Genomic DNA, 11,658 nt, shown 5'->3' on the forward strand with positions numbered 1-11,658 from the left:
TAGAGGGCTCGCGATCAGTGTGGCTGTGCGGCCATGGTGGCGAGGGTGTCGATCAGAATGCGTAGCCCGAACTCGAACTCCTGCTCGTGATCGCACACGGCAAGGTACGGGGCCGCCGACATGACGGCGGGCAGACCGGACGCTTCGAGGTCGGCGAGCCGGCGTCGGCTGGCCTCGGGGTTGGCGACGCTGAACGTGGGGGCCACGTTGACTTCGCGCATCAGGGTCCCGATCAGGTACGCCAGCACGGTTCGCAGTGCGTGGACCGCGAGGTCCGGGGGATAGCCCGCGGCGAGGAGTGGGCTGAGAACGGCTTCGAGGGGCGTGAGTGCGGTCAGTGACGCGAGTTTGCGGGTCAGGACGAGTGGTGCGGCGCGGGGATGTTCGAGCATCGTCGCCCGGAATTCCCGCGCCATCGTGTCCATGCTGTCTCGCAGGTCCGCTGCTGGTGACGGCGCTGGCAGGCGGGACAGCAGCACTTCGGCGATTCCGTCGAGCAGGGCGTCTTTGCTGTCGATGTGGTTGTACAGGCTCATCGGGTCGACGCCGAGCCGGCGCGCGAGTTTGCGCATGCTGACGGCCTCGATGCCCTCCTCGTCGACCAGGGCGAGGGCCTCACGCAGGATCCGTTCCCGCGACAGGACGCCACCGGAGTCCTTGGGTGGGCGGCCGCGCCGGGGTTTGGCGGCGGTGGGAGTCATCTGTCGTCCTAGGTGAGTGTGGCGGGCAGGTGCTCGTAACCGCGCAGGATTCGGGTCGGTCGGCGACTGCTTCCGGGGAGCAGGCGCAGGCCGGGGAAACGCTCGAAGATCGTGCGCAGTCCGATCTCGCCCTCCATGCGGGCCAGCGAGGCGCCCAAGCAGTAGTGGCGGCCTGCGCCGAACGAGACGTGGTCGCGGGCGTTGGCGCGGGTGATGTCGAAGGCGGCAGGGTCTGTGAAGACCTGCGGGTCACGGTTCGCGCCTGCGAGCACGGTGGTCACTATCGCCCCACGTGGCAGCGTGACGCCCGCGACCTCGGTGTCGCGCACTGCCGTGCGGCCGGTCAACAGAACCGGCGGGTCGTGGCGCAGCACCTCCTCGACCGCGTTGCTCCACAGTTCGGGCCGCTCGCGCAGCAGAGCGAGCTGGTCGGGATGCCGGGTCAGCAAAGCGATGCCGTTGCCGAGCAGGTTGACGGTGGTCTCGAAACCGGCCGCCAGCACCAGCCCCGCGGTCGCCTTCAGCTCTGTCCCGGTCAGCCCGACCCCGTTGTCCCGCGCGGCGACGAGCTGGCTGAGCAGGTTGTCCCCGGGGTGGCGACGCAGGTACTCGAGGTGGTCACCGAGCCAGGCGTCGAACTGCGCCAGCGCTGTCTCGACGCTGCGGAACGCTCGCCACCCCAGGCCGAAGTCGAGGCTGGGCGCGGCCGCCGCGCCGAAGGAGAGGACACGGCCGTGATCTTGGGGCCGGACGCCGAGGATCTCGCTGATGACAGTGACGGGGAGCAGCCCGCAGTAGGACTTGACCAAGTCGACGGGGCCGCGATGGGTGAGCTCGTCGAGGAGCTGGTTGGCGATCTGCTGGGTTCGTTCGCGCAGTTGCTCGACGGCCCGTGCGGTGAACACGCGCGTGACGAGCTTGCGGTAGCGGGTGTGGTCGGGAGGCTCGACCGCGAGCAGCGACGGGGGCCGTACCGGGTGGACGTGGTCGCTGGCCGACCACGTCACGAGTCGTCCGAGCCTTGATGCGTCGGGCATGGACGACCGGGTGCGGAAGTCGTTGCTGGACAGCAGTTCCCGGACCGCGGCGTGTGTCGTGGTGGTCCAGGTGTAGCGCCCGGGGGCGAGCGGTCCGGCGGCACGGATCTCGTCGAACAGGCCCGACAGGTCGTGCCCCTTCGTGGCGGCGGCGACCAGCCGGCCTTGGAGGTCGCCGCGTCGGGCCTCGCGCCGCATCAGTGTCCGGGGAAGTGCGTGCGCCAGGCCCCACCTGACCGCCGGCTTTGCTCTGTCGAGGACTCCGTTCAGGGTCACGTGCGGCTCCTCTCCTTGACCGACCTACAGTGTAGGTTATAGTCGGCCTACACTGTAGGTTTATGCAGGAGCAGTCGATGACAGAGTTCGACATCCCGGACACCGAGATCCTCAAAGCGCGGCAGAAGCTGGTCCTCGACCACTTCCGCGACGAGGTCGCCCAAGACTGGGACGCCACCCTGTCGACGTTCCCGCACCCGCACTACGAACTGATCGCCACCATGACGGTCCACGACGGCGACAGCGCTGTCCGTGGCTACTACCACGACACCAGAGTCGCCTTTCCCGATCAACGCCACGAGCTGATCGCGTTGCGGCACAGTGCGGACGCGGTCATCGTGGAGTTCTGGTTGCTGGGCACCCATCTCGGCCCGCTCGGGACGATCCCGGCGACCGGTTCGAAGTTCCGGGTGCGGATGACCGCCTATTTCATTTTCGACGCCGACGAGAACCTGGTGTGCGAACGGATCTACTTCGACACCGTCTCGATGCTCAAGCAGCTCATCGGCGGAGTGGACAAGAGGAAGCCGAAGAACTGGCCGCTGCTGGTCAAGCTCGTGCGTGGCTTGCTGGCCATGTCCGCCGAAGGCCCCGATCAGCGCCTGATCGACACCACCGAGCCGGACCTCCAGCCCGTCTGATCGTTTCAGCTCCAGCGTCCGGCGAGCACGCGAGCCACCACGGCGCTCAGCACGCGTACCCCTTGGAGCGAACCGGGGTCCATTCCGACGAGCTCGCGGATCCGGCGGAAGCGGTAGTCGAGTGTTCTCGGGTGGATCCGCAACGACCCGGCGGTGTTCAGCCGGTTCATGTCGTGCCGGTAGTAGGCATCCAATGTGGACACCAGATCCGGTCCGCCTGCCAGCCGCTGCGCGATGCTACGAAGCCATTCGTCGACTTGTGGCAACTGCGTGACGCCGAGTTCGACGAAGACGTCTGCCATGGTCCGCAGATGGCGTGGCACGGTCTCGACGGGCGCTTCGCGGCTGATCCGGCGCGCCAGTGCGACCGTGTCAGCCAGCGCGTGAATCCGCCCTATGGCCGCGCCGGTCGCGCACGGCCGTCCGACTGTCCGGGCGAAGTCGCGAACGAGGTCGAGAGCGCGTTCCTCCGCTGCTTCGGTGTCGCCGCAGGGGAGTAGGGCCACCAGCTCATCGGGTTCGCGCCAAGTCATCGGCACCTGATAGCGCTTCAGCAGTGCGCCGAGGATCTCCTCGCGTCGTTGGTTCGTGGGGAAAGAGGCGCCGGACACCCGCACGACCGTGATGACATACCGGTCGGCGAGTTTCACGTTGAGGCTGTCCGCGAGGCCGGGCATCACGGAGATGTCCGCGAGCAAGGTGCACGCGAGGTCTTGGACACGCTTGACAAGAGGCAGCGAGCGCTTCTGCCCGTTGAGGAAGCCCTGGTTGTAGGCGTTGTGCCCGGCCAGGGCGTTCATCGGCAGCCAGCCGATCATCTCCGTCACGTGGTCGACCGCGTCCAGGCCGGCCGCTTCGTGGATCTCTCTCAGGGTGAGAACGTCGTGCAGATCAAGCACACGTCGTCGGGCACCCAGTGAAACGCCTTGCGTGCCGCGTTCCTCGCCGAAGGCAGTCAGCATCGCCAGGTCCTGGTCAGTGAAGGGCGCGCCCTCGGCTGCGAGCACGGCCTTGCGGCGTCTGAGCAGTACCGCGAAGTCGAGCATCGCGGCGCGGGCTCGAGCGTCCTCGGCCGCTGAGCGGAAGTCAGGGAGCTCACTGACGTAGATGTTGACGGCTCGACGTGCGTTGCGGTGTGCCCGGTCCCACAGCACCTTGAAAAGCCCGTCCATTCGTTCGCCTCGCTGCTGTCACCCAATGATGGTCTTGGCGGAGAGTCACCCGTCCTACTGGACGACGACTGAATTGGACTCGGGCGGCCCTGGAGGCTGCACACCTGGCGTGCGACCGCTCGGCGGCAACCCGGGAAAGTGACAAATCGATCTTGGCCGAGCTTGCCGAGCTTCACCCGCAATCACGTAGATGTGGCCGCTGCGGCCCTGGAATGCTGACGCAACAGGCCAAAACAATGGCCAAAGAATCTCGTACCGAAATAGTATGAGGAGAATCCGCATGCGTCGACCACTTGTTGGGTCAGAATCCATGGTGGCCAAGGCGATCAAACCACTACTCATTTTAGCCCTGGCAATTGCCGCCCTCTTTGCCGCGCCTGCCGTGGCATCCGCCGCCCCGGCCGGCGGCGTGACGGCAGGCGAGGTCTCGACGGCGGGCTACGAGAGCACGCAGCACTCCGTGGATGGCATCAACGCCGTCTATACCTGCAGGTATGCGAGTCTGCCGCCGTTCCAGGTCGCCCAGTTCACGTGCACGGTGCGGTTCGGCTCCATGCAGGTGATCCTGAACTGCCAGGACGGCCGACAGGTCTTCGGTCCCATTCTGCAGGCCGTCGGCACGTACAACTTCAGTATCAGCTGCGCGCCGACCGCGTTTTCCACCTTCAGTGTCCGTGAGTTTTCCTGAACACCTGAGGAAGCATGCCGGGGCGGTCGGCCGAGAACCGCGTTGACCGTCCCGGCGACCAGCACAGAACCGCAGTTCACCGCGCCGTGAACTGCGGTTCTGTCGTGCGCGGCGCCCACTCAGCCGCTCTGTGCGCACTTTTCCCAAGCGGCAACGGCTTGTTCGAGGTGGTGGCGGAGGACCGGCTGGGCCTTGACGGCCACTTGCTTCACATCGGGTTGCTGCCCAAGCAGAATCTCCTGCTCACCAAGCGCAAGAGCCTGGACGTGAGTGATGATCGCGAACCGCAACCAAGCCATGTCGAAATCGCGCCCGCTTCGCCGCGCGAGGTCACTGAGCTCCGCGGCCTGCTCAGCGCTCGGAGCTTGCGGCAGCGGCACACCGTATCGGGTGGCAACCGCGGTCACCTCGGCATCGAGTGCGAGATGATGCGTGATCAGCATCGCGCCGAGTTCGCGCACCTGAGGGCATTCACCCTTCTGCACCGCCAAGTTGCCCGCGATGATCTCGGTGAGGTTGTTCTGGTGCGACCGCTCCAGGAACACTCGGTCCTGTTGGGACAGTTGGCGAACGCCCACGGAAACCGCTTGGGGGTCCACCGCGTGCGCGGCAGGGCTGACCAATGTCAACGCACCACACAGCCCCAGGGCTGCCAGGACGGAAAGGACCCGCATAAGTCCTCCTTGTGTCGGGTTCCATACGTCCTGAGCGTGCCGAAACCTTGACCTGCCAAGCAATCCGAGAAACGAACGATGTCATCCATGCGCAGCTCGCCGAGGAGTCCACATGAGACGGAACGGTGGACGTCTACGTGATCTGGGGTGGGCCGGCGTCGACGATCTTGAGCGACAGGTCCAGCGGGTCGAAGTGGATCAAGGACTCCATCCACCAGGTCATGCCGGCCTGGTGCAGTCCCCGCACGTCGACCGTGATGGGTTCTTCCCATGCGTGGCTGGCGTTTCCGGCGACGGCGACGGCGAAGGGCCGGTCACCGACGAGCCCGGTTTCGTGTACTGAAGCGAGAATGGTGGTCAGCTCGTCCGGTGTGAGTCGGTGGCTGTCGGGGTTGGGGAATATCCCGTCGCTGCCCGCTGCGCGGCGCAGTACCTGCGGCTTGGTCGTCGAACAGCCGACCCAGACAGGGATGCGTTGTGGCTCAGGCGTTGTCTGCGCAAGCCGGACCTGGTAGTGCTCACCGGCGTGTTCGACAGCTTCGCCAGACCACATCGTCCGCACGATCGCCAGACCTTCGTCGTACATCGCGGCACGGGTGCGTAGCTCAGCCGGTTCGCCGAACCGGCTGAAATCTCCGGACTCGTCCGAACCGAGACCGGTGCCCAGCACGAACCGCCCGCCCGACAACCGGCTGAGCGTCGCCGCGTGCCGTCCGACCACCCAAGGGCGTCGGCGGGCCAGCGGCGTGACCATCGTGCCGAACTGGATCCGTTGCGTCGCTTGGGCTATCGCGCCCAGTGTGGTCCACGGGTCCACAATCGGCATGGCCGCGGTGACGACGTGGTCCCACAGGAACACTCCATCCCAGCCCGCGTTCTCCGCTCAGCCAAGTGTGTTGCTTGCCCACCATTGGGTATTCGTTGGCTGAAGCGTCCGGCTGGCCGGGAGGTATGGCCGTGACGCTTGGCCTCGTGAGATCGCGGATCTCGCGGGCCTTGACCGAGTCGACGCCAACGTCGGGAGCAGCTATGCCTTGGGTCCACAGACATCGCCGCCGGTTACCGGGAAGTTTGTTTCGCAGTACTGTTGTCCGGAGCCATTACCGCAGTTCAGCTGGGCGGTTCCCGATCTTCGCCATCGTCGCGGCCATCGCGGTGATCGTGTTGCTGATCGTGATCTTCTGACTCGGCCCTCGCTTCTTGGCGTCCCGGGCGAGAGAGGAACAGCGACTCCAAGACGGCGGGCACGTGCTTGACGTCGGCCTTGTTCAGGGCTTTGAGCCCCAGTATCAGCTGCACCACAGATGGTGCCAGCAGGGTGGCGATCCATACCGGCCATGGCGCGCCCGCCAGGGCGCTGACAGCCAAGGCCGGCCAGCTCACGCCCGCGATTACCTTCGTCATACCGCCGAATCTCGATGATCTGCGAGGATCCTGGTGTGTCCGGGAGAGCTCAGGGACATTTCCGGGAGGCGGACGTGGCCGATTCGCACGAGAAGAAGGCGACCGCTCGCCCGGCCGAGGCTCGGCGCTTAGGGGAGTTGCTTCGCGACAAGCACCGTCGTTCCAGGCTCGTCACCCAGGTCGCGCTGGCCGCCGCGGCTCAAGTGAGCGACAGGGTGGTGTCCGACTTGTTCACCGCCGCAAGACCGGTCCCGTTGCCCACCGTCCTCGGTATCGCCAGGAAGCTCGGCGACGCCCCGGAATGGCTCCAAGAGGTCGAAGAGCAGTGGCACAGGGCCAACAGAGCTTGGCGAGGGGACTTACCAGCCCCGGAGATCTCAGGAACGCGGCGGCGGCGCTTCGGCGCTGTGCCACCGCGGGCCGGTGCGTTCCAGCGGCGTGCCGTCAGCGAAGTCCTGACTCGTGTGACTGTCCTGACCGGGCTGGGTGGAGTAGGCAAAACCCAGGTGGCCGCCGACCATGCCCATGCGCAGTGGGATGGCGAAAAGATCGACTTGCTGATGTGGATCTCTGCACGCACCCGTGCCGCTGTCGTGGACGGCTTCGCCGAGGTCGCACAGGACCTACTCGGCCATGACCCCGCCGATGGCGGCAAGGCGTGCGACCGGTTGCTGGCGTGGCTGGCCGAAACCGCCAAGCGATGGCTCGTTGTGCTCGACGATCTGCAATCCCCGGCTGTGCTGAACGGATTGTGGCCGCCGTACTCGGCCACCGGTCAGGTCGTGATCACGACGCGCTGCCGCGACGCCGCCCTGCAAGGACATCGGCGCCGGATTGTCGACGTCGAACTGTTCACCGATGCCGAAGCGCTGACCTACCTGATCGAGAAGCTCCCGGCCCGTGCAGGCAGCGGGTCCACGGAGCTGGCAGGCCTGGCCAAGGAGCTCGGAAATCTGCCGCTGGCGCTGGCGCAGGCCGCCGCGTACCTGATCAACAAGCCGCTGCTCAGCTGCGCCGGCTATCGCGCCAAACTGGCAGATCGCCGCATCACGCTCCGGGAGTTGCTGCCCCGGGAGGAGGAACTGCCCGACGAGTACGCGCAATCGGTGGCCGCCACGTGGTCGTTGTCCATCGATGCCGCGGACGAGCTCGACCCTCTGGGGGTGGCGCGCCCGATCATGGAACTGGCATCGCTGTTGGATCCCGCTGGCATCCCGACTGCCGTCTTCGCCACCGAAGCCGTGGCCAACTACCTCGACAACCGTCTGGACCGGGAGATCACAGCCGAGGACGCCACGAGTGGTCTGGAGTGCCTCCAGCGGTTCAGCCTGCTCACTCTTGACCTCGACGAGCCTCAACGCGCCGTCCGTGTGCACGCCCTGGTGCAACGTGCTGTCCGTGAATGCCTTGCGGGCCAACGGTTGGACACGACCATACTGACCGTCGCGGACGCCCTTTTCGAGGTGTGGCCGGAGATTCAGACAGTGCAGGCAGCGTTACGCGCCAACGCAAACGCGTTATGGAAGTGCACCGGTCCACGGATATGGCAGCTCGGCGTGCATCCGATACTGATCCGCGCTGCACGAAGCCTCGTTGACGCAGGCTTGTTGTCCCAAGCCGTAACCTATTGCGAAGACATCGCTCGGCACGCGACAACCGAGCTGGGCAGCGATCACCGTGACACTTTCGCGATTCGCCTCGACTTGGCCCGGAGCCGGGCAGCAGCGGGCGACTTACGCGGGGCGACGGCAGAGCTTCGCGAACTGCTGGCTCGATGCTTGCAAGTGATCGGATATCTCGACCCGGCTACCTTCGTGATCCGTGCCAACCTCGCACAGTGTCTTGGCGAAGCCGGTGATCCCGCCACCGCCACCGAGATCTTCGACGAAGTTCTCACCGGCCAAGTCGCTCTTCTCGGCGCCGATCATCCTGACACCTTGGGGACCCGGGGAAACCGAGCTGTGTACCTGGCGCAGGCAGGACATTACGACGCCGCGCTGGATGAGCTCAAAGTGCTGCACCGCGACCATGAACGGGTGCTGGGGCCGGATCACCCCAGCACCCTTCTCTGCCGCAGCAACCTGGCACGTCAGCTTGCCGCCGTCGGCTACGACCTCGATGCCAGGATCGAGCAGGAGCTTGTGCTCCAAGATCGCATCCGGGTTCTGGGACCGGACCATCCAAGCACCCTGATCACCCGGCAGGACATCGCCAACTCGAAGATCAACGCCTTCCAGGACGCCGACGCGAAGGCTGATCTGGAGGAGCTGCTCAAAGACCAACAACGGATACTCGGAAGCGATCATCCCCACACGTTCGGCACGCGACTCAATCTCGTCATGTGCCGTCTGGAATTGGACGACAGGCCGGTGGTAAGCGCAGAGCTTGAGCGACTGCTCCTCGACACCCAGCGAGTCCTGGGCAACGATCATCCGCTGACTGATCGCGTCCGGTTCCATCTCCAGAACGTCCGTAGGGGGCTGGGAGCGAGTAGCCGCTCTGTCCCTTGAGGACGGATGGGTAGCGTCTCAGTCGACCAGGTCAGCAAACCGCTTGGCCAAGTCTGCTGGACTTGGCATCTGCTCGATCTCGCTGCGAAGTCGCTTGGCCGCCATGCGGAACGACTCGTTCGTCATGATGTTGTCCAGCTTCTGCACGATCACGTCCGCGGTGGCCTCTTCGGAGGTCAGCATCAGGCCTGCGCCCGCGTGCTGCACAGTGCGGGCATTGGTCGGTTGGTCGGCGTAACCGGGAATGATCAACTGCGGGACGCCGGACGCCAGCGCGCCGAGCATCGCACCGCTGCCACCGTGATGCACTGACACGTCGACGTAAGGCCACAATTGGCCTTGCGGCACCCAACGCTCGGCCCACACCGATTCCGGCAGCGCACCGAGGTCGGCGGGATCGACCGGACCGGTGGCCACCAGCACCCGCACGTCGAGCCGGGCGAGGCCACGAATCACCCGCCTGAGCATGTCGGCCGTGCTGTAGATGGTGCCCAGCGTGACGTAGACGAGCGGACGGCCCGGTTGCTGGACGAACTGTGGCAGTTCGCCCGGTTCGCTGTAAGGGACCGGGCGCAGTTCGACGCGCTGGCCGAGCGCGAGGAAGTCCGGGCGTTGCAAGGAAGGCGGGCAGATGTCGATTGTCGGGTGCCCGAGCAGCCCGGGGTACTGGTCAGGCAAGTCCAAGCCGAGCTCTGCGGCATACGCACGCAAGTACCCGTTGCACGCATCCGGCAAAGCGCCGCGCAGTGCCCGGCCGAAGCCGTGGTTGTAGGCCGGGATTTTGGCGAGCTGAGCGGCCAGGCCGGCGCCCGGATTGCCCGGATCGTGGACCAGCACATCAGGTCGCACGTCGGCGAGAACAGGGGCGAGATCGGCGACGAACTCCCGTGGCACGACGTCGCCGAGCACCTTCCCTGCGCGGTCCAGCATCTCCTGTGGTGTGAGGTCGTCTCCCGCGATACGGACGCCATGAATCGTGGTCACCGTGGTCTGCAGCGGCTCGGAGGCGCGGACGCCGCGTAGCCCGGCGCGCTCGACCACGGGAAGAAAATCCTCGGCGGTGGCGAACAGCACCTCATGGCCAGCATCACGCATGGCCTGAGCGAACGGGATCATCGGAAAGATGTGCCCGTACGCGGACAGGGCGGAGAAGACGACCTTCATGTCACCCCATCGTAAGAACGGTTGGACACACAGGAGGCCCGGATGACGGAAAACGGCTCAGATATGCCAACTGTGTGCCACGTCACATCGTCAGCTTGTAGTGGATCGGCAACCAGATCGACAACCCGGACGCACCGAAAACCAAGTCCGGCACCAACTGCGGGCCGGTCCAGTACACGCCGGGCGGACCGAAATACAACCTGGTCGCCGACAACACCCGCGAAGGCAACCCTGGCTGCACCGTCGCGTTCAACGTGCTCGACGAATACGTGAAACCTGTCCGCGTGCTACGGCCTCGCAGTCACGTTGTGGACGGTCTGGTGATGTCGAGCAAGTCTGGGTGGGTGTTGTGCCAGTGTTCGTAGAGCAGGTCGATGTCGCGTGCGGCGAGTTCGATCTCGTGTCGGGTGATGGGTAGGAGGGTGACGATCTGCAGCTGGATGTTGTCGCTTGTGCGGGCGGTGTTGGGGTTGCGGGTGATGTAGTTGAACTTGTCGCCGAAGTGTGGGTGGATGGCGGCGAGTAGACCTTCTTTGTCTGTCCCGTCGAAGAGTTCGTCGTGGTTGTCGATGATCTGGCCGTACTCGATGCCGGTGTGTCTGAGGGTGACGTATTCACACATCGCGCCGGTGATGGCGCGGGCGTATCCGGCTTGTGGGGTATGGAGTGTGCAGGCGATTTCTTCGCCGAATGGTGTGTCGGTGTGGAGGTGGCGGAGTCCGTTGCTGGTGATGGTGGTGGTTCCGCTGCTGGTGTGGTCGAACCGTTCGAGGCTGTATTGGTGGTCAGGCCGGTCGTATGGCTTTGACTCGGTTCCGCGGTGCTCGCCTGCGTAGGTTTGCAGGTGGTGGAGTAGTGGCGCGGACTCGATCTGCTGGCGCATGGAAACTCATCCTCGCGTCGTGAAACGCGGGTCGAGATTCTCAACTTGGACGAGGGAGGGAAGCACTCACCCGGATCGGTCACGGGAAAGAAGTTGTTATCGCCGCAAGAAAACCACAAGCGGGGCTGACAAGGATGTGAAGACTCAACGGAGTCCAGAGGGGATGAGCAACTATGCGTTCAGGTATCCGGGTGACGGCTCTGACTGTCGCTTCGTCGGCCGCACTAGCCGCCGGGGTGCTCGCCATCGGCACGCCTGCTTATGCGGCCGCGTCAGGATGCGCTGTCGACCGGATGATGACGCCACCATCGCTGAAATACAACACCGGCATGGCGTTGTGCCGGACGCTCACCGGCGGATCGCAGGTTCGGGCTGTCGTCCACTGCGGTAGTACGGCGTTGCCGCCGCACTACGGCCCCTGGGTCTCGAGGGCCAATACGTGGTCCAAGTACAACTGCGGCGGCAGCGAGGCCGTACTCGTCAACTACCAGACTCGGTAGCGACCGCT

Annotated in this window: 12 protein-coding genes and 1 pseudogene; 4 read left to right on the plus strand and 9 right to left on the minus strand. The window is 65.3% G+C overall.

Annotated features, from left to right (window positions below; translation table 11 throughout):
- Positions 1–14: 14 nt before the first annotated feature.
- Together B9C43_RS36990 and B9C43_RS36995 are read right to left on the minus strand one after the other, a co-directional pair.
- On the minus strand, positions 15–701 hold the full coding sequence (locus tag B9C43_RS36990) for a TetR/AcrR family transcriptional regulator C-terminal domain-containing protein (protein WP_235039069.1): 687 nt from the start codon (positions 699–701) through the stop codon (positions 15–17).
- 8 nt (positions 702–709) lie between these two features.
- Positions 710–2,014, minus strand: coding sequence for a cytochrome P450 (locus B9C43_RS36995; RefSeq protein WP_235039070.1), 1,305 nt, complete (start codon positions 2,012–2,014; stop codon positions 710–712).
- 77 nt (positions 2,015–2,091) lie between these two features.
- On the opposite strand from B9C43_RS36995, the gene B9C43_RS37000 reads away from it, so the two are divergent.
- Complete coding sequence (locus tag B9C43_RS37000; protein ID WP_033388922.1) at positions 2,092–2,655, plus strand: ester cyclase; 564 nt, start codon at positions 2,092–2,094, stop codon at positions 2,653–2,655.
- Positions 2,656–2,660: 5 nt separating this feature from the next.
- Here the strand turns inward: B9C43_RS37000 and B9C43_RS37005 are convergent, their stop codons facing one another.
- Entirely contained in the window at positions 2,661–3,827 is a 1,167-nt protein-coding gene (locus B9C43_RS37005; RefSeq protein WP_084431472.1) for a PucR family transcriptional regulator, read from the minus strand.
- Between the two features lie 280 nt (positions 3,828–4,107).
- Between B9C43_RS37005 and B9C43_RS37010 the strand changes: the two genes are divergently transcribed.
- Complete coding sequence (locus B9C43_RS37010; RefSeq protein ID WP_143446863.1) at positions 4,108–4,515, plus strand: hypothetical protein; 408 nt, start codon at positions 4,108–4,110, stop codon at positions 4,513–4,515.
- Positions 4,516–4,634: 119 nt separating this feature from the next.
- On the opposite strand, the gene B9C43_RS37015 is transcribed toward B9C43_RS37010, so the two are convergent.
- The 3 genes and pseudogenes from B9C43_RS37015 to B9C43_RS56975 form a co-directional block, all read right to left on the minus strand.
- Positions 4,635–5,189 (minus strand): DUF4142 domain-containing protein, encoded by a 555-nt coding sequence (locus B9C43_RS37015; RefSeq protein ID WP_084431476.1) that lies wholly within the window; start codon positions 5,187–5,189, stop codon positions 4,635–4,637.
- A gap of 133 nt (positions 5,190–5,322) precedes the next feature.
- Positions 5,323–6,060 (minus strand): annotated as a pseudogene (locus B9C43_RS37020) (LLM class flavin-dependent oxidoreductase); the annotation flags it as partial.
- Positions 6,061–6,299: 239 nt separating this feature from the next.
- On the minus strand, positions 6,300–6,593 hold the full coding sequence (locus tag B9C43_RS56975) for a hypothetical protein (RefSeq protein WP_160096939.1): 294 nt from the start codon (positions 6,591–6,593) through the stop codon (positions 6,300–6,302).
- A gap of 74 nt (positions 6,594–6,667) precedes the next feature.
- On the opposite strand from B9C43_RS56975, the gene B9C43_RS37025 reads away from it, so the two are divergent.
- Entirely contained in the window at positions 6,668–9,103 is a 2,436-nt protein-coding gene (locus B9C43_RS37025; protein WP_235039072.1) for a tetratricopeptide repeat protein, read from the plus strand.
- A gap of 18 nt (positions 9,104–9,121) precedes the next feature.
- Here the strand turns inward: B9C43_RS37025 and B9C43_RS37030 are convergent, their stop codons facing one another.
- The 3 genes from B9C43_RS37030 to B9C43_RS37035 all read right to left on the minus strand — a co-directional run bounded on the left by B9C43_RS37030 (position 9,122) and on the right by B9C43_RS37035 (position 11,150).
- The gene (locus tag B9C43_RS37030; protein WP_084431480.1) at positions 9,122–10,267 is read right to left on the minus strand and encodes a glycosyltransferase; all 1,146 of its coding nucleotides are present in this window, start codon (positions 10,265–10,267) and stop codon (positions 9,122–9,124) included.
- Positions 10,268–10,349: 82 nt separating this feature from the next.
- Positions 10,350–10,520 carry a hypothetical protein gene (locus B9C43_RS56980; protein WP_160096943.1) on the minus strand — a complete coding sequence of 57 codons (171 nt, stop codon included), beginning with the start codon at positions 10,518–10,520 and terminating at the stop codon, positions 10,350–10,352.
- A gap of 48 nt (positions 10,521–10,568) precedes the next feature.
- Complete coding sequence (locus tag B9C43_RS37035; protein ID WP_084431482.1) at positions 10,569–11,150, minus strand: suppressor of fused domain protein; 582 nt, start codon at positions 11,148–11,150, stop codon at positions 10,569–10,571.
- A gap of 173 nt (positions 11,151–11,323) precedes the next feature.
- Between B9C43_RS37035 and B9C43_RS37040 the strand changes: the two genes are divergently transcribed.
- A complete protein-coding gene (locus B9C43_RS37040) occupies positions 11,324–11,650 on the plus strand; it encodes a hypothetical protein (protein WP_033388908.1) in 327 nt (108 codons plus the stop codon).
- The last annotated feature ends 8 nt before the right edge of the window (positions 11,651–11,658 follow it).

The organism is Kibdelosporangium aridum (assembly GCF_900176515.1).
In the GTDB taxonomy this organism is placed as follows: Bacteria; Actinomycetota; Actinomycetes; order Mycobacteriales; family Pseudonocardiaceae; genus Kibdelosporangium; species Kibdelosporangium aridum.

Excerpts from the sequence above, each read along its gene's own strand:
- B9C43_RS36990 (WP_235039069.1), bottom strand. The coding sequence starts at position 701 with ATGACTCCCACCGCCGCCAAACCCCGGCGCGGCCGCCCACCCAAGGAC.
- B9C43_RS37000 (WP_033388922.1), top strand. The coding sequence starts at position 2,092 with ATGACAGAGTTCGACATCCCGGACACCGAGATCCTCAAAGCGCGGCAG.
- B9C43_RS37005 (WP_084431472.1), bottom strand. The coding sequence starts at position 3,827 with ATGGACGGGCTTTTCAAGGTGCTGTGGGACCGGGCACACCGCAACGCA.
- B9C43_RS37010 (WP_143446863.1), top strand. The coding sequence starts at position 4,108 with ATGCGTCGACCACTTGTTGGGTCAGAATCCATGGTGGCCAAGGCGATC.
- B9C43_RS37015 (WP_084431476.1), bottom strand. The coding sequence starts at position 5,189 with ATGCGGGTCCTTTCCGTCCTGGCAGCCCTGGGGCTGTGTGGTGCGTTG.
- B9C43_RS56975 (WP_160096939.1), bottom strand. The coding sequence starts at position 6,593 with ATGACGAAGGTAATCGCGGGCGTGAGCTGGCCGGCCTTGGCTGTCAGC.
- B9C43_RS37030 (WP_084431480.1), bottom strand. The coding sequence starts at position 10,267 with ATGAAGGTCGTCTTCTCCGCCCTGTCCGCGTACGGGCACATCTTTCCG.
- B9C43_RS37035 (WP_084431482.1), bottom strand. The coding sequence starts at position 11,150 with ATGCGCCAGCAGATCGAGTCCGCGCCACTACTCCACCACCTGCAAACC.
- B9C43_RS37040 (WP_033388908.1), top strand. The coding sequence starts at position 11,324 with ATGCGTTCAGGTATCCGGGTGACGGCTCTGACTGTCGCTTCGTCGGCC.